Below are 22,426 nucleotides of genomic sequence, written 5' to 3'. Positions count from 1 at the left end.
CTTATAGGAATGTCGATCTCAGGACCATTAATTCCAAAACTAGGATCGACCGCGTTCTTACTCGCAGTAATGCCGTTATACTTATTAATACACCCCCGTATAGTTCAGAGTTTGAGAATTAAAGATATTGAAGAAAACCTGCCAGATGCTCTACGACAAATGGTAGAGGAGCTCCGCGCGGGTCTTTCTATATTCGAAACCATTCGGAACGTAGCCGAGTCGGACTACGGGGAACTATCACGAGAGTTCCGGATAGTCGTCCGGGATATGGATACGGGCAAAACGTTCGAGGAAGCCATCTTGGACATGGCCGAGCGCGTGAATTCGGAGCTCCTAACACGTGCAGTCCGTCTGACGGTCAGGATCTCTATGTCCGGTGGAGCGCTGGCCGACGTGCTTGAAGCCGTCGAAAACGATATCCGAGAGGTGCGTAGGATAGAACTGGAACGGAAAGCCATCACGACCATGCCCTGCCTCGCACTGGCGCTGGGAGGGCTTATTTCAGGACTCCCAGTCGGAGTATCGATCGGAGCCGTGATAGGAGTGGCGATGATGGAGAGGATGGGCCCCACCTACGCCATGCTCCCGATGTACCTTCAAGCGAAGGATCCTCTGGCTTCGTATCCGCTTGTGTTGGGGTTGTTGTCGGGAATGGCAATAGGAATCATCAGGTACGGAAACATGAAAAGGGGGTTGGTATTCGGGCTACCGTTGGGTGCTGCCGCCGCCGGTGTGTACTTGGCGATAGTGTCGGTGATGCCATCGTTCCTCGCAGCAGGGGGAATGTAATTGAGGAGCTCCGGCCAAGGCGGTATAGAGTACCTTATTTTAATCGCCGCTCTCGCGGGTCTTGGGATAATGATCGCGTATTACTATTGGACCTCCTCCAAGTCCACCGCGACGGCCGCCAAGGAGACCGGATCGTACTCGATTAACGTCGCCGCGAGTAAGGCTACGGAAGTGTGGTCTAGGGTATAACATACTGAGAACGACGCACGTCGGGTGAATCGGAAAGAGAAAAGTTAAAAAATTGAAAAGGAGTAGGTTTACTCCCGGGGAGTGGGTAAAATGCGCGCTCTGAAGGAGTTCGTAAAGTCTGAGCGCGGTCAGGGTGGTATCGAGTACCTACTGCTGATCGCCGCGCTGATCGGTCTGGGAATCCTGATCGCGTACTACTGGTGGACCTCAGCGCAGGCAGCCGGTAAGTCAGCTTCGGGTGGCGCCTCGACGGCAGGTAGCACGGCGAAGTCGAAGGGTACTGAAATGGCGTCGACGTATGCGAATAAGATCTCGTAAGCCCAGCAATCCAGGCGACCCCACGCCCCAGCACTTATCTCCCTTGGCAGATTAAATTATCTTTCTTTCTCTATTCATACTGATCGGTCGGTCGACAGGTGTCACGTCAGTAGTGGCGGTTGGTTGGTGTGAGAGTTGCCCGCTAGGAGAATAATTAAAACTATTCGAAGAGTGTCCGCCGGTGCGGAGGGGCAGGGAGGGGTAGAGTACCTCATACTCATCGCGGCTCTCATAGGACTGGGAATCCTAGTCGCGTACTACTGGTGGAGTTTCGCCAGCGCGGCCGGCGAGTCGGCCGCACCACCCGGAGCTACGAAATCGGCAGCCGAAGCCGCCACAAAGGCGTCGTCTAGCGCCGCACAGTCGTATGCTAACAGCATCACGTGATTCGTGATCACTACGTGAACCACGCCCAAGACCGCCGGACCAACGCTCAAACGGAGGTCTGAACGTGAAACTGGTGATCACGGTGGATCTCTTCGGAGAGAGAGGACACCACAGGCTCGGAGCCTTACCCCGAGACGCCCACCTCACGGTTTTTACGGACTATTTGTCGATTTTGGAGATGCGTGACGCGCTCGAGGCGGTGGACTGGGACATCCACTGTACCACGTATTCCGACGTACCGCTCACGTACGTACCGGAAGAGGACGCTCAAGCACACATCGAATTGTCCTCGGAGTTCGGAGAATGCTTCCGCGCACCGGCATTGGCCGTGAACAAGGCGCTGTTGAGGAAGCTCCCGGAACTCGGGTTCGACGCGGACAGTTCCGGCTGGAGCAGGAAGGGTCGCGTGGGCAGGCTGTACGAGGTCACCGAGGCCCCGATCGTCTGCGACGTCATGGACAGGAAGTTCCTAAACAAGGTGTTGAGCAGGCTGGACTCGTACGACGTCGTGGTGCTCCGCTCCGGGTCCGAGATCCCCGGGAACCGACACTTCAAGATCGTGGATAAGATAGCCAGCTCGCTGTCCGTTGCGCCGCTCTCGGAGGTGTTGGAGGAAGCGGACGGTCGTGTACGGGCGAAGTTCAACGATCGGGGTATACTCACCGAACGGGAACACCTCCTACTGACCGCCTTATCCGAGGTCTGGAGGCTCCACTCCGAGCTCAGCGAAGAGGTCGGGGATAGGGAACTGATCCTGGCGCATCTGGCGTCCGAAAGCTTCAGGAACCCGCAACGGGTTCTGACCGTGTGTAAGAGGTTCGCCGAGGAGCTGGGTAGCGAGTACACGGAGAGGCTCGCCCGGGTCTCCAAGCGGCCGATCGTGATCGGAGCCCTTCGGAAGCTGAGTCGTCGCTTCCAGATCGAGATGGAGGAGGAAGACGAACGGCTCAGGGTACAGGAGCTTAAGCGGCGGGTCGAGGCCATCGACAGGGGCATCAGGATGCTCGCTCAGGACAGGCCGATCGAGGGGTGGAACGAGATCCTATCGGTCCTGTCGGGGTAGCGACGATGGACGTGGGCTTCTTGGCGGGTCTGGCGGTCGCCACGGTCGCCGCGATCACCGACCTCAAGTGGGGGATCGTACCGAACCGGCTTACGTATCCCGCGATCGTCGCGGGGGCGATCTACGCCGCGGTCATCGATCCGTCCCACCTCGGTTACGCACTGTTGGACGCCGGAGTCGCGTTCGGGGTGACCCTCGTCCTCAACGTGCTGGGCGTGCTGGGAGGTGGTGACGTCAAGCTCCTACCGTCCCTCACCCTCTTCCTCCATCGAGGCGATCGTATCACGACGGGTATCGACGTCCTCTTCAACTCGATCCTGCTGTACGCACCGTTCGCACTCCTGTACCTGACCGTCAGTACGGCGCTGGACCGTGGGCGCCCCTTCCTCAAGGAGTTGTGCCTGAACACCACGATCCTGGTTCTGGCGAGCTTGATCGCCGGAGGCGTGGCGACGATCCTGGGGACCGTGATCTCCTCGGTGGTAGGCATCCTCCTGATCCTGGCGGTCTGGAAGGTCGCCAGGTCGTACGAGTCCAAGCTGAAGATCGTCCTACCCGCCCTCGTCGTCCCCGCGGTTTTACTCAACCTCAGGGCGTCTCCGATCGCCGTCCTCTGGGAGGTGGGCATCGCCGTGGCCCTCTCGACGGCCTTCACCACGTACCGATGGGCTGGGAAGGAACGGAACGTAGAGGAACTGAGGGAAGGAGAGATCCCGTTGGAGATCGTGGTTCGAACGGAGGAGGGGACCGAGCGTGTCGGTAGGTTAAAAGGCGCGCTTCTGGTTGCTACCGGTAGGGCGGAACCCGTGGTCGTGCCCTCCGGGGACGGGTTCACCGAGGAGGAGCTCGAAAAGTTGAAACGACTCGGGATAGATAGGATAAGGGTGGGACACACCACTCCCTTCGCACCGGCCATCGCCGCCGGGTACGTGGTCACTTACATGCTGCAGGGGAGCCCGCTGTCATGGCTCTGGGGGTGAGAGGGCAGGGAGGTGTCGAGTACCTCCTGATCATAGCGATCGTGGCGGGATGCGCCATAGCCGTCGGTGTCATCGCGTACTATTTACCGATCAGCGGTGGGAAACAGGGTCTGAAGGACGTGGGATCGGCCGTCTCAGGGGGGTTCGAAAGGTTCGCCTCGTCCGCCAAGAAACTGTGAGCGGTCAAGCCAACATAGAACTGCTGGTGTTGGGAGTGCTCGTGGCCGCCGTCGCCATCATGGCGGCGGTCATAGGCTATTATATGCCCCTCAAGAAATCCTCTTCGGGGCTGGGCGACGTTGCCCGAGCCCAAAACGAGAAGATTTCCAACGTTTGTCACGAGCTCGCTACGAAATGGATGTAGCTCCGGTCAGGTGTCGGTCGAGTGGACGATACTGTTGATGACCGTCATAGCGGCCGTGTTCGCCTTAGGTATCGCCCTTAACGCTTCAAACAGTGGGTTCGTGTCGACCACGGGCTCGGGATGGGCCGCCGGGATGAAGGAGCTGGGTAGCGAGGTAGTACGGAGGGCGGCCACGCCTTGAGGGGCCAGATCACCGTCGACGCGCTCGCCGCGGGACTTATATCCGCCATCATCCTGCTCCTGGTGACCGACGTAGCCCGGGTGGTGACAGCCCACGGGATCACCTCCCTTAGAACCTACGAGCTGTACGCTTCGGTGGACAGGTTCGCGGCCTCGTTGACCTCACCGTCCTGGGTGGGAGCCAATCTAACGTCGTACGACATCGTGTGGCTGTGGAGCGAGCCCTTGCAGTGGACCTGGGGAGGCGCGCCGCTGAGGACGGGGGTCCGGATGTACCTGGCCGTCGACGCGTACAAGTGGACGCGCTACTCCGAGGGCGGCTCGCTGGACTCTCCCATTAAGGTGAACGACGGCCGGATGATGGCGGACCTGGTCTTTCCCAACGACGATCTGAACGTCTCGGGCGAGGCGGTGGTCAAGTCCTACGACGTCATGTTGGTGAAGCGTGGAGATACGTGGGTCTACGACGAGAACCTACCGCAGGTCTGGGGGAACACGGTGAGCTACTCCGGAAACGTCCCCGGGGTTAAGGTGGTGTGGGTGACCGTATCTGGGGACGGGCTGTACGGTTGGGTGAGGTGGCTGCACAAGCGCTACAACCAGCTGATCCAGTCGGGGTTGTCGGAGGAGGAAGCGTACAAGGAGCTAGCCCGAGAGGCCATCTCCATGAACTCGGGAGGCAACAGGATAGTGTTCTACTCGTCGTCCGGTTGGGCCACCGACGATCCCGTGGAGCTCGTCAGGAGGATCGTGGCGGAGGGTGAGGGTTCGGGACTGTCCCTGACTATCATCGCGATCGGAGGGAGGCCGTTCACCGTCACCCTGAGCGGGTCGGAGAACGAGATCTTCTGGAACCAGTGGACGGCCGGGCTGTTCCCCGTGAAACTCCGGGTAGGGGTGACCGCCGGATGATCCCCCGAGGGGAGAGGGGGTTCCTGTTCACTCCGGCGGTGGCACTAGCGTTGGCCTTGTTGCTGCTGTCCGTTTCGTACCTGTCGTACCGGGGTAGGGAGTCCGGGTACCTGATCCGATGCGAGTACATCAAGCCCGTCATCAACGAGGCCATACTCTCCATGACGCATCAGCAGCTGAGCCGGGCCGTGTACCTGGGCGTCGTGGACTTCCTGAACGGGACCGAACTGCCGGGCGGCGAGAAGAACGGTTACCGATACGGCCGTATCGCCGTCCACGCGGGAGGTACTAACATCGAGTGGGTGGCGTCGCCCACCGGGCTGCTTGCACCTTACGACATCGTCGACGTCGGGCGGCTGAAAGGGGACTACGACTCGTACCGCACCGTGATAGAGTCGCTGCGCTACTACATCGACTACGAGCTCGCGAAGCTCGCGGTGGACGTTCATGACTCGATCAAGCAGACCCAAGGGGCAGAGGTGTGGATAGTACCCAGGTGCTACGTTGGTGATGGGAGTTTGTATTGGGACACGAGCGATCCCGAACATCCGAAAGTAAGGCTCTCTTGGTATGGGCGCTCTGATCCCAAGGACGTCAGCAGGACACCCATCGTGCCCGACGCCCACGACCCGTTCACGATTTACGTGCACCTCGACATCTACCTCATCGCGCAGGTACCGGGATGGGAGCAATTCAACCTCCACCTCGGACAGACGACCGTCCAGGCCTCGATTCAGGGATACGCTCCTTCGGGGAACGAAAACAAGGCCGTGTTCGATCCGCTCCCGATCTGGGCGTACTACGTCTCGAAGGACCGGTGGGGCGACGGCCCGCTGAGGTTCAAGCCGATGATCGTGATGGGCAACTATCAGGTGGCCGTGGGGCAGGGCGGATCCATCGGAGGGGAACGGGTAGGGCAGTCCGACGTGATAAGGTTCTACTCGGCGTACCTGAACGAGGTGAACGGTGACGGGAGGAACAGTGAGGCCGACGAGGACAAGCTCAGGCTGGCCCACGTACTCTCTATACCGGGCAAGATGCTCCCCTGGGACGACACGAAACTCCTGAACGAGAACGAGGTGGACGGTGAGACGGAGAGCCAGTGGGTGATACTTCCTTACTTCCCGACCAGGGAGAACGTGCTCGGTGACGACGTGGGTCGGCCCCCGAACTTCATCGAGAGGGCCGCGGGGATACTGTACGTGCTCCCGAGTAACCGGGTGGTCTCGGTCGACGGCATCGAGGACCCGGATGTGGATGTTATCCAAAGGTGCGAGGCCGGTATGGAGACGCTGATCCCCGCGCTGCCGGCGGAGGAGGTGGACGTGTGGGCACACGGTCCCTTCGGGACCGTCGACTGGATGGCGTGGATGGAGGTGTTGGCGTCGAGGAGCGGTAAGCTCAGAGGAGTGATAAACGGAGTTCGAGCCAGTGAGTTCGGACCGCCTGAGCGTTACGACGATCGGGGGGAGCCGGTGCGACTCTTCAGACTGTACGGCTTCAACTCGAACGATCCCGTGGTTCGACAAATCAACAGCTTGTTGGCGGGGATCGGGCTCCAGCTGGCCACGGACGCGGACCGGAGGAAGGGGTTCGCGCTCCCGGGTGCCGACATACTGAAGTGGTTCCTGCTGCCGGGTACCAACACGGACATGGTGCTGAAGAACGGCAGAGTCATCCGGGTGTGGCCCTAACACACACCTTCACCTTTGTTAGCTGACCTCGAAGACGCGAGGTTTCCCACGAGCAAGCCACGACGCGGCGGTGATCTCCTTACCGAGCTCGGATTCACGGGGTCGGGGCGCTCGGTTACGAGGTATGGTCCGCAGGCTTTTAAATCGCTGGACCCTGATCCGTGAGCAGCGTCACCCACTGCTTGTTCTTCTCGTCCCAGACCTCCAGCTTGAAGTGCACTCCCAGGACGGAGCTCAGCAATGGCTGTAACGATTGCAGGGCCCGACGCAGCTTCGTTGCGTCTCCCGTGTCCTGGTAGTACTCCCACTCCATGGCCACGTAGCTGAGGGCACCCGAGGACTGCAGCTGAGAGAGGGCTTCGGTCGATAGCCGTCGGAGATACTCAGGTGTGTACAGTACGCGTTCTTCCTGCCAGGCTACGAGTCTGAACTTGTGGGGCTTGTCGTAACCCCGAGACGGCGCGACCGTAATCCTGACCCTGGGATCGTCCGGGTCGATCCCCAGTCTCTCGAACTCCTGCCTGAGAGCGTTCACGGCGTCCTCCTTGCTCCTCTTGAGGCGGGGGAGGTACAGGTACATGGTGCCCTTGTACAGGACTAGGACGTTGAACGGACCGATTTCGACGGCCTCAGGAGACGGTTGCTCGTACTCCCTGACCCTGATCGTGTGGGTTCCCGGAGTGGCGATCTTACCACCGGAGAGCGACTTCAGGTCCTCGATCGACGGGGGAACCCAATCGTCGGGCCAGACCTCCTCATCATCGATGTAGATCCAGAAGTTGTCGGGATCCTCGTCCAGGTTGCCGAACATGTACACGTCCTGAACTGCCCAGTTCTTGATCACCGAAGGCATGTCGGGGGGCCTCTGGATGTTGATGGTCATATCGAGCTCGTCGCTGCGGCCGTCACCGGGGACGTTATTGAACCTGGTATTGGCGAATCCAAGCGATGCGCTCACGGAGTCGGCCCACGGAGCCCACTGGTAGAGCCAGTGGGGCGCCTTAATCCAGATGGCCACGATACGGGGCTGAGGGCCTCCCTGAACGGGAATGCCGCCGGGGAACTTGAAGTACCAGTAGTAACCATGAGTGGTGTCGTAGTTGAAGTGCGTGTGCACTCCGTGACTCCTGTTCGGTAACCTCAGATACGCATACAGGACACTGTGCGTCCTCAGCACCTGCTCGACCGTCGACGATGTGCCTATCAATCCTCCTGCGGGAGTAATGGGCCACTGAGCTTCGGGGTCGATCACGACCAGGTGGCTGTATCCCGAAGCACCGTAGAGGTAATCGGCCGGAATGCCTATGCTCCTCGAGTACCAGTCATCGTAGTACTTGTAGTACTTCAGCTCGTCATTGTAGAAGTCAAGGTCCTCAGTCTTATTCCATCTGTAGGTGGTGTTCGTTCCTATGTTGGACGCTCCTAACGACTCGTCCACGTTAGCCCAGTCGATCTTCGCTATATCTTGGGGGGTTCTGACGTTAGCGTACACTACGAACTCGGGGGGACCGTTACGCTGTGTTGTTAACGCGAGTATCGGAGCGTCCAGCGGACATACAGACGAGAACGTCCTGGGCATCATCACGTACGCCGCGAACAGATGGTACGAATCGTCGATCTGAGCACCGTGACGCGTCAGGACTATACCATCGGCCCCGTCACCGTTCGGGTCTTTCGCGTCCTCCAGTTTGTGGACGGTTCCATCACTTTTATCGTAATACTCACGGTAAGGACCGGTTCCCACCGGAGTCCACGGTCTCCAGTTACCAAAGACCCTACCTATTCTCATAACCAGGTCTTTGACGGTGATTACGGGGTTCTCGTCAGGATTTTCCAGCCGATCTTTGTCCACATCTTCCCCGTACCAGTCGGCGAAGTTCGTGACAGGGTCAGGGTTCTTGTTCCTGCTGAGATCAGTCGCTAGGGAGCCTTTGACCGGTATTCCAGTCTTACCATCGCGGTCATCGTACGGCTGTGGGCCGATCTGAGGGCCGTCCGGACGCCAGACTTGGACGGCGACGTCGAACTGCTTCGGGGCGAGCACGAGTACTATCCGTGTTTTATCCCTGTATTGTCTGCCCCAGTAACCTCGAATTTTGACGCCAATCCGCACTCTGATGTTGTCGTCCGAGGTTTTGTTAACGAGCAGTGGGTTGCCCCGATCGTCCACGGTGAGGTCGACCAGGGTTTTCTCCCATATACGACCGTTGTAGTTGTAGGGGAACCACCACCCTATGTTGCCCCTCCAGTCGATCGGGACCGTCGGGAACACGCGTTCACCGTTCTCGTCACCGTTCACCTCGACGTACACACCTAGATCTTTATCGTTCGGGTCGTAAGCGTCGACGACGTGGTTGTCTCCGACCATGAGAACCAGGAACGCCATCACGATCTTCTTGTCCGGTGGGAGTTTATCCGAAACGTCGACCTTCGCGGTCCACTTATTGCCATTTACGTTCCAATCCGTGACACGGATCTCCTTGACTTCCAGGTGCGGGAGCTCGCCCCTGTACACGCCGGTGGCTACCCATCCCCACTTCACGGGCTGGACGACGGCGATCGAGGAGACCTCCTGACGAGGCGAGATGGTAGGCCAGCTAACCATATGAATATAATCCAAAGCTAAGGACACTAGCACTAAGGAGAGCAAGAGCGCCGCCATCGCGTCCAGAGTGAACACCTGGCCACGCTCCTTTAAGAGGGGCAACTTGTGGTACAACCCCACACTGGGGGTTACCCGACTTTGTTTATGAGTTTCTCCCGCGGTCAGGCCTCACTGGAGTACCTCCTGGTTCTACTGATAGGGGTTACCGCCGTCGGTATGGCGATGGCGTTCGTGAAGGAAGGTATGTACGGTTCAGGCGGTGTCGAGGAGGCCGCGTCCGCCCTCGAGGCGAAGGCGATGGCTGAGCAGCTGGCCAGGGTGCTCGACAAGGCCGCCGCGTGCGACGTCGGGACAAGGTTCACCGTCAGGATCAAGGGTAGACCCGGTACCCAAGGGAGCTACACGGTGAGTGTGGAACCGACCGGGCAGCACGACGAGTACTACGTGATCGTGGAGGGTAACGGCGTTAAAGGCGTCGCAAAGTTCTACTCGTTCGGAAAGGACGTGGTGGTTGAGAACGTGACGGTACCCGGGGTCGTGGAGGTGAGCGTCGTTGAGGGTCCGAAGCTGGTTCTCCGCAACGCCTAGTGGCCAGGTCACGATAGAGTTCGCGGCGTTGCTCCTCATCATGTTGGTCCTCAGTGCGTACTTCACGTACTCGGTGGTGGGCACGTTCCTCGGAGTGTCGGACGTGATGGCGTTGATCGAGGCCCGGTACATCGCGAACTACGTCGCCAACGCGATCGCCGGTACGATCAGCTGGCTCCCTGACTGGCAGAGCACAGCGAACCAGATACACCTGCCGGAAAAAATAGGGAACAGCGAGTACTACCTCAAGGTCCGGGTGAAGGGTGAGCCCGGTGGTCCGGGCGAGATCGTGGTGATCCTGCGGCTCGGTGGTCGGTTTGAGAAGAAGGTGGGAGTTACGGCTAGCGTACCGATCCTGGTCGGGTGGCCATCCGGCGGGTGGCCGCCCAGAACCCCGGGAGTTGTCCTGATAGATCCGAGGACAGTGGACGATCCGGTACCCACGCCCGTGACGGAGTGGCCTCCGGGTGACGAATGGTGGGTTTCGACCTCGGGCAAGCCGTTCGAGTTCGGCCTGTACGTGATACCACCCGGGGGCTGAGCCCCCGATGGGCGCGCGCACGTTCGGTCAGGTGTCGGTGGAGTTCGTACTGTTGTCCATCATCGTGCTGACTGCGGCGTTCATCGCGGGCCGGTACATGGGGCCCGAGTACGAGTGGTACTGCGTGAAGAAGGCTGTGAGCGATGCCGTCGCGAAGACCCGGGAGCAGGTGGCTGTGGGCGTCACCTATCGGGTAGGAGATCAGGAGGTAGAGATCTCGGGAAACCTGTCGGTGGTGAGGTGCCAGGTGAACGATGACAGGATCGAATACGAGCTCAAGTACTCCGGAGATAATCCCGCGGGCGTCGTGGATCTGCTGAGGCGTAACGTGTTGCTGCAGGTTTACGTGGCGCTGTACGGGCGGCCGAAGTCGGTCAGCGAGATCTCGAACCCCGTGAAGGGGTCGTGGGCGAACTATCAGGTGGAAGTCAGCGGAGGCGAGTCGATCAAGGTGGTCGTGGAGAGGACTAAGGAGTAAAGTTTATAATTGGGGTGGAACGTGGGACGGTATGGAGGGATGAGAGCCCCGGCGGTGTAGCCCGGTCTATCATCCGGGCCTGTCGAGCCCGGGACCCGGGTTCAAATCCCGGCCGGGGCGCCAAAATCGTAAATTGTTACGAGAACCATAACGTTTTGTCTCCCGCAAGGTAGTTATCGACACCGACCTGGCGGAGGGAAACGTCGGAGTGAACGGGGAGAACGTCGCCCTTGTCGGGGGAGCTCGACCGGTTTCTGGAGCGTGGTCGCGTAAGGCGCGGCCGGGATTACGGCCGGCTGCTGGAGGATATCTCGCGGCGTCGGCGGGAGCTGGCGGAGGACGTGATCAACGTGTACCGGCGGGTCTCTCCCGGCAGGAACCCGGTGTTACGCCGCGTGCTGGAGGTCGTGGCGGAGCGTAAGCGGGAGGTGGAGCCGGAACACCCGGATCCCGAGGTCACGTTCGGTGTGGACGGCGGAGAGGGGATGCGTGAGTACCAGGGCGTCGTGCTCTACGTGACGCGGGCGGCGGCCTGGTCGGAGGCGGACGTGCTCTCCTCGTGGGACTTCGGCGTCCTCTCCAGGACGAGGACACCGCAGATGAGGGTGGCGGCGAGGCGCGTGAAGCTGGAGTCCGACGTAGCGACCAGGGCGGTGGAGCGCGGTGGAGAGGTCGTGATGCTGGACGGCCCGATCGTGCCACATCACGATCTGAAGGGTGCGAACGAGGACAGCCCGAACCGTCGGGATTACTGGGGTCGAATCCTGGACGCTCGCCGGACGATGCTGGAGGTGTGTGAGGAGGAGGGCGCCGTCGTGATGGGTATCGTGGAGGACTGTAAGGCGAAGCACCTGCTCAGGGACGTGCGGGACGAGTTGGGGGAGGACCTCCCGCTTAAGGCCCTTCCGAACGATCCCGTGGCCCTCTCCCGTGAGCTCGACGGGGGCCCGGTCCTGGAGGTCGGCGAGCGCACGCACGCGTTCGAGCTCCCGGACGAGGACTACCCTGTGGTGCGCGAGTTCGAGGAGGCCACCGGTTACTCCATCTTCACGTTCTACGTGCGGACCACGAGGTACTCCCCGCCCGTTCGGGTTGAGATCCCGGAGTTCGTGGACCCGGACGAGGCGGCCGGTATCGTCCTGGGAACCTCGATCGAGTACGGGGGGTACGGGATCCCGCTCCCCCTGGTCATGGCCGACGAGTTCGCGAAGGTGGGTAGGTCGCTGGTGGACTGGATAGAGGAGGAGGTTCTGACGGAGCTGGCGTCGGACGGGCGGTTCGACGTGATCTTCACGGTGTTCCGCAGGCTTCGGCGGGAGTCACGTCCCAAGCGCAGGTCGAGCGCGGAGGCGGAGCGGGAGATCCACCTGAGGCACGGGGGTGAGGAGGGTGGAGCGTAAGGTCGTCGGGTACGTCTACGAGAGCCCGTCCGTGCGTGAGTTCACGTTCGTGGTGAGCCGGGACGCGGAGGACGTCGGTGTGGGAGATTACGTGGTCGTGCGGGAGCCGGACTCGGACGGTCGGGAGCTCCTGGGCCGCGTGGAGGACGTGCGTCGGGACGTGCACGAGGGGATCAAGGGCGAGATCGCCAAGGCCTCGATGGTGAGCGGGCGGCCCGTGCCCGAGCTGGACTGGACTGTCGTGGCCCGTGTCGAGGTGCTGGGGGCGCTCGAGGACGGGCGGCTCCGTGATCCCAGGATGCCCGCGAGGCCCACGGACGCAGTCTACCGGCTGCCGGAGTCCGAGCTGGAGGAGCTGTTCTCGAAGGGCGAGGTGTTCCTTGGGCGCCTGAAGGACTCCCGGGCGCGGGTGTTCCTGGGCCTGAACGAGCTGATCACGCTCCACTGCGCCGTGCTCGGGATGACGGGTAGCGGTAAGAGCTACACCGTGGGCGTGTTGATCGAGGAGATGGCCCGACACGACATCCCGGTCGTGGTGATCGATCCACACGGGGAGTACACCAGCCTGCGCGAGCCCTCGCACGACCGGGAGCGACTGGAGCGGTGGGGGCTGGAGCCGGAGGGGCTGGACGACGTCGAGGTCTTCGCGCCCCCGCACTCGGAGGGCGTGAAGGATTACCCGATCACGATCGACACGACCAAGCTCGAGGTGGACGACTTCGAGGTGTTGGCCCCGGAGCTGTCGAAGCGAAAGGCGGCGCCGCAGGTGCTGGAGGAGGTCGTGAAAGAGCTGCAGCGCAGGTACCGGGAGACAGGCGAGAAGTACTCGCTCGAGGACGTGGTCGAGGAGCTCGACGCACAGGCGAAGCGTGCCAGGGCGAGCGGGGACGTGGTGCAGTACCAGGCGGCGAGGGCGGTCCTGAGGGACCTGCGCCCGCTGCTCAGGTACGGGATCTTCGACATGGCCGAGTCGCCGGACCTGAGGCGGCACGTGCGTCCGGGTCGCGTGCTGGTCCTGAACCTGCGCGGGGTCCCGGACAGGGCGCAGCAGATCGTGGTCACGCACTTCCTGAGGCGGTTGTTCGAGCTCCGGCAGCGGGACGAGATCCCGCCCGTGTTCGTCGTCCTGGAGGAGGCCCACAACTTCGCCCCGGCGGGTGAGGAGCGGTCCTCCTCCAAGACCGCGCTCTCCGTCGTCCGAGACTTCGCGCGGGAGGGACGGAAGTTCCTGGCTGGACTGTGCGTCGTGAGTCAGCGGCCGGGCCGCGTGGACACGACCGTGCTCTCCCAGTGTAACACCATGATCGTGCTCCGTACGGCCAACCCGGACGACCTGGAGAACATCCGGAAGAGCGGTGAGGGGATCACCAGGGAAGCTCTCGAACGGATCAAGGGGTTGCCCACCGGCACGGCGTTCGTGACGGGTAGCGCGATCCGGATCCCGGCGTTCGTGGACGTCAGACCCAGGATGACCCGTCACGGCGGCGAGACGCCGGACGTCCGCGAGATCGTGGAGCGGTGGAAGGAGGACGATGCGGAGGAGGACCTGGACCTGGGGATCTGACCTTGAGGATGGCCCACGTGGCGGACGTCCACCTGGGCCACGCCCTGATGAACCTGCGGTCCCGAGAGGAGGCCGTGATGGAGACGTTCGAGCGGCTGATGGAGGAGGTTCGCGAGTGCTCCGTGGACGTCCTCGTGATCGCCGGCGATCTCTTCGAGCACGCGCGGCCCAAGACCGAGGCCCTATACCTGGCCGTGGAGAAGCTCTCGGAGCTGAAGGAGGACGGCGTCGAGATCGTCGCGACCGCGGGCAACCACGAGATCCGCCGGCGGAAAGGGGCCGTTTCTCCTATCTCCGTATTGGAGCGGATGGGATTGGTCCGACACCTCTACTACTCGGAACGGCGCCCGGAGAGGCACCGGTACACGGCCACCTTCGACGGCGTACGCGTGACGTTCCACGGGCTCCAGTACCTGCCGAAGAACTCGTTCGTGGAGAGGGCGAAGGTCATCAGGGCCAAGTACAGGCCGGATCCCGAGGCGGACGTCAACGTGGCGATCTTCCATCAGGCCCTACCCGGGACGATCCCCGACGAGTCCGAGATCGTGGAACCCGCGTACTTCCCGGAGGGGCACGATTACTACGCGATGGGACACGTCCACGTCCCGAGTCGTGAGGAGAAGATCCACGGGAGTCCGGCGCCCTACCCCGGGAGTCCCGAGCCGCTGACGTTCCTGGAGGTCAAGGACGAGCGCGGTGCGCACAAGCGGCGCGGTTTCTTCCTCGTGGAGTTCGACCGGGGCGGGCTCGTCGAGTACGAGTTCGTCGAGGTGGAGTGGAGCCGCGAGCTCTCGGTCGTGGAGGTCAGTGGCGAGCGCTGGGAGGAGGAGCTGCGTCGAAGGGTCAGACGGGGACAGATCGTGAAGGTGGTGGCCAAGGACACGGGTGCGTCCCCGGAGGAGGTCGAGAAGGTCGCCATCGAGGCCGGGGCCGATCGGTGCGTGGTGGAGCTCCGGGAGCGGAGGCGCGAGGTCGAGGAAGGCGACGAGACCGAGGGGCCGCTGGACCTCGAGGGTATAATCCGAGAGGGTGTGAAGCGGGCCAGGGCCGCGACCCTGACCCGCGTGGACGTGCCGGACGATGTGGTGGTCGAGGTGGCGCTGGAGATCCTGAGGGGCGTCCGGGAGGACAACCCTCCCGACCTGGGGGACGTCGAAGGTATCGTCGCGGGAGAACCCCCGTCGGAAGGTTCGGAGGAGTCCTCGGAAGAGCCAGAAGAATCCGATGGAGAGGAGGTAGGTCTCGAGGTGGAGGAGGTGAAGGTCGAGAGCCGTGGGACGTCGTCCGAAGGGATGAGTCGTGCGGGATCGAAGCTCGGGTCCTCCGGCCGACCCTCCCTGGATCGCTGGATCGGGTGACGGTCGAATGATAGAGCGTGTGAAGATAGAGAACCTGAGGTCCCACAGCAGCACCGAGATCGAGTTCCGCGAGGGCATCAACGTACTCGTAGGTCCGAACGGCGCCGGTAAGACCACCGTGCTGGAGGCCATCACCCTGGCCCTCTTCCCGCGCACGTTCCGGAGCTACGACCACATGATCAGGGAGGGCGAGCGCAGGGCCGTGGTGGAAGTCGTGTTCTGGGGCGCGGACGGGCACAAGTACAAGGTGCGGCGCGAGTTCTACCGGGGCGGTGGGCAGAGGAACCCGAGACTGTACAGGGAGGAGGGTGACGGTTGGAAGGTCGTGGCCTCGGGGCGGGCCGAGGACGTCGACCGAGAGGTCATGAACGCGCTGGGTGGAGTGGACCGGGACGTGTTCCGGGAGGCGGTGTACATCAGGCAGGGTGAGATCGCGAAGCTCGTGGAAGCGACGCGGGAGGAGAGGAAGAGGATCGTCGACAGGACGCTCGGGTTGGCGGAGTTCAAGAAGGCCCGCGAGCAGGCACACGAGCTGCTCCGGGTGGCGGAAGCCAAGCTCGAGACCTTCCGCGAGCGCGTCCGCGACCTGAAGGGGTCGAAGAAGGAGCTCAAGAGGGTCGAGCGGGAGCTCGAGGAGCTGAAACGAGAGGTGAAGGAGCTGGAGCCCGAGGTCGAGGAGCTTAAGGAGCGACTGAACGAGCTGCGCGAGGCGAAGAGAGAGTTCGAGAGGCTGGAAGGCGAGCTACGACTGCTTGAGAACAAGATCGAGAGCCTTAAGGGACGTCGTGACGATCTCCGGAAGCTGGTCGAAGAAGGAAAGGAAGCCGAGAGGGAGCTGCAGAGACTGGGTGATGTTCCTTCCAAAGTACGTGAGCTCGAGAACGAGGAGGCGGAACTACGGAGACGCATCGAGGAGCTGAGGAACCTCCTGGACGACCTCCGCAGTCTCCGGAACAGGTTGGAGTCCGCCGAGGAGGAACTCGAAGGTGTGAAGCGGGAGCTCGAGGAGCTGAAGGATGAAGCCGGGGTCGATCCGGAGCGTCTGGTGGAGTTCAAAGACAAGATCGTGGAGGCTTCCGAACGGTTACGTGACCTGAGGCGTGAAGAGGAGCTCAAGAGGAAGCTGGAGAAAGTCTCCGACGAGTTAAGCGAGCTGGGGGACCGGGAGGAGACGCTGCAGAGCGAGTACGAGGAGCTCCAAGAGCGTCTCGACGAGATCCAAGGGGAACTGAAGGAGATTAGGGTCAAAGAGAAGGAGCTCCTGGAACGCATCGAGAGTCTCAGGGAGGCCGAGGGCGAGTGTCCCGTCTGCCTCCGGAAACTGCCACGAGAGCGCGCCGAGAAGTTGTTGCGTGATGCGGAGAAGGAGCTCGAACGTCTTCAAGGGCGTGAGGAGGATCTACGGAAGGAACGGAGAGAGCTGAAAGATAGGCTCGAGTCGGTTAGGAGGGAGTTGGAGGGTACCAAGGAAAGGATGTGGCGTCTTAGGGAGCGTCGTGAGGAGCTCGAGCGGGAGTTGGAGGAGATCGAGGAGCTCAAGGAGGAACTCGCGGACTTATCGCGCGAGCTGGGTGTGGAAGAAGATCGGTTACCCGAGCTGCGCGATCTGGCCGTGAGGGCGGAGAGTCTGCTGAGAGACCTGGAGCGTCGGCGCGGGGACGTGCTCCGGCTGGAGAAGGAACTGGAACGTACGCTGGACCGTTGCGAGAAAGTAATCGGAAGAACGCCGAGCGGTGTGGAAGACGTCGAAGAGGAGCTACGACGCCTCGAGGAGGAGCGAGATCACGTAGGGCAGAAGCTCCGAGAGGCGGAGGGGGAGCTCGAACGTTATCACAACCTGGAGGAGAAGGTGAAGAGGGCTCGGGAAGCCCGTAAGGAGTTGAAGAGGATCGAACGAGATCTCGAAGATGCTAAGGGTAGGTTAGAGCAAGTGGAGCGTAATCTCGAGGGGTTACGGGAACGCTACGGGTCCGAGGATCGACTGGAGGAGGAACTCGAGAGCGTCGAAAAGAAGTACGAGAGGGTCAGGGATAAGCTGAGCGAGGTCAAAGGAAGGCTGAACGGAATGGAAAAACGCAGAGAAGAGTTGAAGAAACAGGTGCGGAAGTACCGGGAGGCGAAGGAGCGCAAGGAGAGGTTGGAGCGGGTCGTGGAGGTGCTCAGTCTCTGCAAGGAGGTGTTCAGATATTCCCGTGACGTCGCCAGGGAGAAGGTGCTGCCCGCCGTGGAGCGGGAGGCCTCGAAGATCCTGCAGGATCTCTCGGACCGGTACGGATCGTTGAGGATCGAGGACGACGGGGCCGTGATACGGGTCTCCGTGCCGGGTGGTCATTTCATAGAGGCCGACCGGATGAGCGGTGGGGAAAAAATTATAATCGGGCTGGCGCTGCGCCTGGCGCTCGCCATGGTGGGGTCGAGCTTCGCCCCCTTCATAATGTTAGACGAGCCGACGGTGCACTTGGACGCGGAACACCGGGAGCGATTAGCGCAAGCCTTAAGAGAGCTGGATCTGGGCAAGGGGCGCGTACGCCAAGCCATCGTCGTCACCCACGACGAGGAGCTCGAGGACGCCGCGGACGAGCTTTGGAGGATAGAGAACCGGGCCGGCGAATCCCGAGTAGAACGATACTCCGGGTAATCGGACTTTGTATCGGGATTTCCGTGAGTTCCGGCCGGACCTGGAGTTCCGGGCATGCGTAGCCTGCGGTGAGTGCGCCGCGGTGTGTCCCGCTGGTTCACTGGAGCTTCGGAAAGGGCCTGTAGAGGCCTTCTGCGCGACCTGTAGGCTGTGTGAGGACGTCGAGGTGTCTCGGCTGCCTTCCGATGTGGCCTCGCTGCTGTGCCCCATCGCCTTCGTCCAGCGCATCGCGGAGCGCCTCCTGCCACATCCGTGGATCCGGGAGTCCCGGTGCACGGGGTGCGGTCTGTGCGTAGAACGCTGCCCGGTAGAGGCTCTGCGATTGGAAGAGGGCCGTGCGGTCGTGGAGGGGGACTGCGAGCTCTGCGGAACGTGCTGGGATATCTGTCCCGTGGTGGACTGTATAATACCGCCGGCGGCCGCCGTGCGGGAGGTCTTCCTGGGGTTCTCGGAGGCCTCGTGTGTGGACTGCGGTCTGTGCGTGGAAACGTGCCCCTTCGGGTGGGGGAAGGGGCATGGCGGAGCGGTTGGATCCGGACGTGGTGTTGAACCACGTGCTCGTGCCGAAGCACGAGGTCATCGACGACGAGGAGGAGATCGAGAAGATACTCGAGGAGCTCGGGGTGGAGAAGGACGACCTGCCGAGGATCCACACGAACGACCCCGTGGTCGTGGCGCTGAGCGAGAAACTCGGCAAGCGGATCAAGCCCGGGAGTCTGGTTAAAATCGTCCGAGACAGCCCGACCGCGGGTAAGACCGTGGTGTACCGGGTCGTGACCAATCCGCCCGAGTAGGGGGGAACCCGATGGCCGAACCCGTCAAGTCTCTGAGTGAGGAGGATTATTTGGCGTTATTGGAGGGTTATTTACGTAGAAACGAGGAACTCCTGGGCGATGTAAAGACGCACCCACTCATCGCCCATCACTTCCTATCCTATCACTGGTTGATAGACGAGGGCCTGCAACAGCTGATCGAGCAGATGGAACCGATCGAACCGGAAGTGGAGGGAGCCAGCTACCGAATCGAGTTCGAGAGGATCGAGGTGGGAGAACCCTCCTCGATAGAGCCGGACGGCGCGCGTCGGAAGATCTACCCGATGGAGGCACGCCTGAGGAACATGCTCTATTCCGCGCCCCTGTACGCGGAGATCGTAATGTACGAGGACGGGGAGGAGGTCGAGCGGGACAACGTCTACGTCGGCGAGCTTCCGGTGATGGTCCGGTCGAAGGTGTGTAACACCTACGGCCTGTCGGAGGAGGAGCTGATCGAAGTCGGCGAGGATCCGAAGGATCCGGGCGGCTACTTCATCATCAACGGGTCGGAACGCGTGCTGATGTCCCTAGAGGATATCGCGCCGAACCGACGGGTGAACGAGAAGATCCGGGAGCGTGGTGTACTGGACGAGGTTCGTTCCAGGGTGTACTCCCGGGGCGAGCGGTACCGCGGTCCCGTGGACGTCATCGACCGGAAGGGTCGCCTGGTCATCGATATGCCGGCCGTGTACCGGAAGTTCCCCGTGGTGATCCTATTACGGGCGCTGGGACTGACCGAGGAGGAGATCATGGAGGGCGTCGGTCCCGAGTTCGCCACGATCATGGCGGAGCAGATGAGGGTACTCGTGAAGGAGGAAATCGGCAGCCAGGAGGACGCGCTGGAGTACATCGGCAGGTTGTCGAGACCCGACGAGAGCCGCGAGGAGCGAATTAAGCGGGGTAAGGAGGTACTGGCCAAGTACTTCCTACCGCACATCGCCGAGGTCGACGACCTGGACGACGATGAGAAGCTGAAGGAGGTCTTCCGGAAGAAGGCCGACGAGGTCCTCAAGATGGTGCGCGAGGTGCTGGAGCTGAAGTACCGGAGGGTCAAGGTGAAGAGCGTCCGTGACCGCGACCATTACGCGAACAAGCGGATCAAGCTGGCGGGTGACCTACTGTACGAGGCTTACGAGTACGCGTTCCAGCAGCTGGCCCGCGAGATGAGGTATCAGTTCGAGCGCGCGTACTCCCGGGGTCGTGAGCCCACTATCCGGTACATCGTGCGTCCGGACAAGGTCACGGACCACATCCGCAGCTGTATGTCGACCGGTACCTGGAGGACCGGCCACTACCGGCCCAGAACCGGAGTCTCCCAGATTCTCGAGCGGTATACCTGGATGTCCACCATGTCGCACTTGCGGAGGATCAGGGCCGCTACGGAGCTGGGTGTGGGTAAGTGGTCGATCCCGAAGGAGGCTCGTTACCTGCATCCGACGCACATGGGCCGGTTGTGCCCGAACGAGACCCCCGAGGGGGCCAACTGTGGTGCGATCAAGAACCTGGCCCTGTACGCCGAGGTCGTTCACAAAGACGCGGATGAGGACGAGGTGATCGAAATCCTGGAGGAGATCGGGCTCGAAACCGAGTAAGGGGGACCCCGAACCCGTGTCGAACGAGGAGGGTGGCGTGCGGGACGACGTGGAGACCCGTGTGGATAAGGCCGTTGAGCATGTTCTCAAGGGTCCCGAACGCGAGGAAGATAGAACCCCGGTGTACCTGAACGGACGGCTGATCGGATACGTGGAGGACCCGGAGGAGTTCGTGGAGAAAGTCCGGGAGTTGCGACGGGAGGGCGTGCTGCATCCGAGGGTCAACGCCGCCTACCACGAGGACCTGAACGAGGTGCACGTGAACTGTGACCGTGGACGCGTGGTCCGTCCGCTACTGGTGGTGGAGGACGGCGAGGTCAAGCTCACGGAGGAGCACCTGGAGAAGCTCCGAGAAGGAGAGATCTCGTGGAAGGACCTGGAGGAAGAAGGCGTCATCGAGTTCCTGGACGCCGAAGAGGAGGAGAACGCGCTCATCGCCCAGTCCCTGGAGGAGTTCTACTCGATGCCTAAGGAGGAGCGGAAGAAGTACACACATGTGGAGCTGGACCCGGCGGCGATATTCGGAACGTGCTGCAGCTGCATCCCCTGGCCGGAGTCGAACTCGGCGCCGCGTAACACGATGGGTACGAACATGACCCGGCAGGCGCTGGGCTTCTACGCCGCGAACCACCCCATCCGGATGGAGTCCCGGGGTCACCTGCTGTACTACCCGCACCGACCGCTCGTGAAGACCAGAGGTACGGAAGCTTTCGACTACGACGAGCGGCCGGCCGGCCAGAACATGATCGTCGCCGTGCTCACGTACGAGGGTTACAACATGGAGGACGCCATCATCATGAACGAGTCCGCGATCGAGCGCGGTCTGGCTAGGTCGTTCTTCTTCAAGACGTTCGAAGACGAGGCACGGACGTATCCGGGCGGGATGAAGGACAAGTTCTGCATCCCGGAGAAGGAGGTGCGTGGATACCGGTCCGAGGACGCGTACAAGCACCTGGGAGAGGATGGACTGGCGGAGGTCGGGGAGCGCGTCGAGGGTCGTGACGTGATCATCGGGAAGACGAGCCCGCCGCGCTTCCTGGAGGAATTCCGACCGGAGGAACTGCCGGCGGAGGAGAGGCGTGAGTCCTCCACGGCCATCCGGCACACCGACTCCGGTATCGTGGACTCCGTGATCATCACCGAGACCAGCGACGGACACAAGCTGGTGAAGGTGAGGATCAGGGACGAGCGGGTGCCGGAGCTCGGTGACAAGTTCTCCTCACGGCACGGTCAGAAAGGAGTCATCGGGATGATCGTCCCGGAGGAGGACATGCCGTTCACCGAGGACGGGATCACACCGGACCTGATACTCAACCCGCACGCGCTACCGTCGCGTGAGACCATGGCCCACATTCTGGAGACGCTCGCGGGTAAGGCGGCGGCACTGAGCGGGAAGAGGATCGACGGTTCCGCGTTCACCTCGAACCCGAAGGAGGCCTACGAGGAGATCAAGAAGATGCTCCGCGAGCTGGGGTTCGAGCCCACCGGTAAGGAGGTCATGTACGACGGCCGTACCGGGCAGAAGCTCGAAGCGGAGGTCTTCATCGGAGTGTGCCTGTACCGGAAGCTGTACCACATGGTGAAGGACAAGTACCACGCGAGATCGCGCGGTCCTGTGCAGGTACTCACCAGGCAGCCGACGGAAGGAAGGGCCCGGGAGGGCGGTCTCAGGTTCGGAGAGATGGAACGCGACGACCTCGTGGCTTGGGGCGCCTCATTGTTCCTGAAAGAGAGGCTGCTCGACGAGTCCGACAAGTACGAGGCGTACATTTGCCCGAACTGCGGAGAGCTGTGTTACGTGCACGCCGCGACGGGTAAGACGATCTGTCCCATCTGCGGCGAGGTGCGGGCTGACCGCGTCGAGATGTCGTACGCGTTCAAGATTCTGCTGGACGAGCTGAAGTCGTTCTGCATGGACGCCGTGCTGGAAGTCGGCTCGCTGTCCGAACGGGAGGAGGGTGAGGAGGAATGACC

Annotated in this window: 22 protein-coding genes, 1 tRNA gene and 1 pseudogene; 22 read left to right on the top strand and 2 right to left on the bottom strand. The window is 61.7% G+C overall.

Features of this window, described 5'->3' with window-relative positions:
* The first annotated feature begins 111 nt into the window (after positions 1–111).
* The 3 genes from MK_RS03760 to MK_RS03750 all read left to right on the top strand — a co-directional run bounded on the left by MK_RS03760 (position 112) and on the right by MK_RS03750 (position 1,296).
* The gene (locus MK_RS03760) at positions 112–789 is read left to right on the top strand and encodes a type II secretion system F family protein (protein ID WP_158295918.1); all 678 of its coding nucleotides are present in this window, start codon (positions 112–114) and stop codon (positions 787–789) included.
* Positions 790–978, top strand: a complete 189-nt coding sequence (locus MK_RS03755; protein ID WP_148679583.1) for a hypothetical protein — start codon at positions 790–792, stop codon at positions 976–978.
* Positions 979–1,068: 90 nt separating this feature from the next.
* A complete protein-coding gene (locus MK_RS03750; protein WP_148679582.1) occupies positions 1,069–1,296 on the top strand; it encodes a hypothetical protein in 228 nt (75 codons plus the stop codon).
* Between the two features lie 257 nt (positions 1,297–1,553).
* Here MK_RS03750 and MK_RS09075 read toward each other — a convergent pair whose 3' ends face one another.
* On the bottom strand, positions 1,554–1,706 hold the full coding sequence (locus MK_RS09075) for a hypothetical protein (protein ID WP_158295917.1): 153 nt from the start codon (positions 1,704–1,706) through the stop codon (positions 1,554–1,556).
* A gap of 41 nt (positions 1,707–1,747) precedes the next feature.
* Here MK_RS09075 and MK_RS03745 point away from each other — a divergent pair, with 41 nt between their 5' ends.
* From MK_RS03745 to MK_RS03720, 7 genes are read left to right on the top strand one after another with little or no spacing between them, the layout of a single operon-like run.
* The gene (locus MK_RS03745) at positions 1,748–2,746 is read left to right on the top strand and encodes a hypothetical protein (RefSeq protein WP_011019073.1); all 999 of its coding nucleotides are present in this window, start codon (positions 1,748–1,750) and stop codon (positions 2,744–2,746) included.
* Positions 2,713–3,726, top strand: coding sequence for a prepilin peptidase (locus MK_RS03740; RefSeq protein WP_158295916.1), 1,014 nt, complete (start codon positions 2,713–2,715; stop codon positions 3,724–3,726). Before MK_RS03745 ends, MK_RS03740 begins: the two co-directional genes overlap by 34 nt.
* Positions 3,711–3,905 carry a hypothetical protein gene (locus MK_RS03735; RefSeq protein ID WP_011019071.1) on the top strand — a complete coding sequence of 65 codons (195 nt, stop codon included), beginning with the start codon at positions 3,711–3,713 and terminating at the stop codon, positions 3,903–3,905. The genes MK_RS03740 and MK_RS03735 overlap by 16 nt, the downstream gene beginning before the upstream one ends.
* Complete coding sequence (locus MK_RS03730; RefSeq protein WP_011019070.1) at positions 3,902–4,090, top strand: hypothetical protein; 189 nt, start codon at positions 3,902–3,904, stop codon at positions 4,088–4,090. Before MK_RS03735 ends, MK_RS03730 begins: the two co-directional genes overlap by 4 nt.
* Before the next feature lie 34 nt (positions 4,091–4,124).
* Positions 4,125–4,271 (top strand): hypothetical protein, encoded by a 147-nt coding sequence (locus MK_RS09070; RefSeq protein WP_158295915.1) that lies wholly within the window; start codon positions 4,125–4,127, stop codon positions 4,269–4,271.
* Positions 4,268–5,182 (top strand): hypothetical protein, encoded by a 915-nt coding sequence (locus MK_RS03725; protein WP_011019068.1) that lies wholly within the window; start codon positions 4,268–4,270, stop codon positions 5,180–5,182. Before MK_RS09070 ends, MK_RS03725 begins: the two co-directional genes overlap by 4 nt.
* A gap of 50 nt (positions 5,183–5,232) precedes the next feature.
* Entirely contained in the window at positions 5,233–6,876 is a 1,644-nt protein-coding gene (locus MK_RS03720; protein ID WP_158295914.1) for a hypothetical protein, read from the top strand.
* A 139-nt stretch (positions 6,877–7,015) separates the two neighbouring features.
* On the opposite strand, the gene MK_RS03715 is transcribed toward MK_RS03720, so the two are convergent.
* Positions 7,016–9,583, bottom strand: coding sequence for a hypothetical protein (locus MK_RS03715; protein WP_148679581.1), 2,568 nt, complete (start codon positions 9,581–9,583; stop codon positions 7,016–7,018).
* A gap of 36 nt (positions 9,584–9,619) precedes the next feature.
* On the opposite strand from MK_RS03715, the gene MK_RS03710 reads away from it, so the two are divergent.
* The 12 genes and pseudogenes from MK_RS03710 (at position 9,620) to rpoB (ending at position 22,424) form a co-directional block, all read left to right on the top strand.
* Positions 9,620–10,069 (top strand): hypothetical protein, encoded by a 450-nt coding sequence (locus MK_RS03710; protein WP_011019065.1) that lies wholly within the window; start codon positions 9,620–9,622, stop codon positions 10,067–10,069.
* Positions 10,035–10,610, top strand: a complete 576-nt coding sequence (locus MK_RS03705) for a hypothetical protein (RefSeq protein WP_011019064.1) — start codon at positions 10,035–10,037, stop codon at positions 10,608–10,610. The genes MK_RS03710 and MK_RS03705 overlap by 35 nt, the downstream gene beginning before the upstream one ends.
* 7 nt (positions 10,611–10,617) lie before the next feature.
* Positions 10,618–11,088, top strand: coding sequence for a class III signal peptide-containing protein (locus MK_RS03700; protein ID WP_011019063.1), 471 nt, complete (start codon positions 10,618–10,620; stop codon positions 11,086–11,088).
* A gap of 45 nt (positions 11,089–11,133) precedes the next feature.
* Positions 11,134–11,211: transfer RNA gene (locus MK_RS03695), tRNA-Asp, on the top strand.
* A gap of 107 nt (positions 11,212–11,318) precedes the next feature.
* A complete protein-coding gene (locus MK_RS03690; protein WP_011019062.1) occupies positions 11,319–12,488 on the top strand; it encodes a DNA double-strand break repair nuclease NurA in 1,170 nt (389 codons plus the stop codon).
* On the top strand, positions 12,478–14,052 hold the full coding sequence (locus MK_RS03685; protein WP_158295913.1) for an ATP-binding protein: 1,575 nt from the start codon (positions 12,478–12,480) through the stop codon (positions 14,050–14,052). The genes MK_RS03690 and MK_RS03685 overlap by 11 nt, the downstream gene beginning before the upstream one ends.
* Before the next feature lie 8 nt (positions 14,053–14,060).
* Positions 14,061–15,410, top strand: a complete 1,350-nt coding sequence (locus MK_RS03680) for a DNA repair exonuclease (RefSeq protein WP_226988718.1) — start codon at positions 14,061–14,063, stop codon at positions 15,408–15,410.
* A 7-nt stretch (positions 15,411–15,417) separates the two neighbouring features.
* Positions 15,418–18,048 carry an AAA family ATPase gene (locus MK_RS03675; protein WP_011019059.1) on the top strand — a complete coding sequence of 877 codons (2,631 nt, stop codon included), beginning with the start codon at positions 15,418–15,420 and terminating at the stop codon, positions 18,046–18,048.
* A gap of 82 nt (positions 18,049–18,130) precedes the next feature.
* Positions 18,131–18,550: pseudogene (locus MK_RS09455) on the top strand (4Fe-4S binding protein); the annotation flags it as partial.
* A 13-nt stretch (positions 18,551–18,563) separates the two neighbouring features.
* Positions 18,564–18,842 carry a DNA-directed RNA polymerase subunit H gene (locus MK_RS09275; RefSeq protein ID WP_011019058.1) on the top strand — a complete coding sequence of 93 codons (279 nt, stop codon included), beginning with the start codon at positions 18,564–18,566 and terminating at the stop codon, positions 18,840–18,842.
* A gap of 11 nt (positions 18,843–18,853) precedes the next feature.
* Positions 18,854–20,452, top strand: a complete 1,599-nt coding sequence (locus tag MK_RS03660) for a DNA-directed RNA polymerase subunit B'' (protein WP_148679579.1) — start codon at positions 18,854–18,856, stop codon at positions 20,450–20,452.
* Between the two features lie 61 nt (positions 20,453–20,513).
* Positions 20,514–22,424, top strand: a complete 1,911-nt coding sequence (gene rpoB, locus MK_RS03655) for a DNA-directed RNA polymerase subunit B (RefSeq protein ID WP_394296048.1) — start codon at positions 20,514–20,516, stop codon at positions 22,422–22,424.
* Positions 22,425–22,426 lie beyond the last annotated feature (2 nt).

This window comes from Methanopyrus kandleri AV19 (genome assembly GCF_000007185.1).
GTDB classification, from domain to species: Archaea; JAADCQ01; Methanopyri; order Methanopyrales; family Methanopyraceae; genus Methanopyrus; species Methanopyrus kandleri.
Note: the sequence above shows the minus strand (reverse complement) of the source record. Positions and strands in the feature narration are given on the sequence as shown.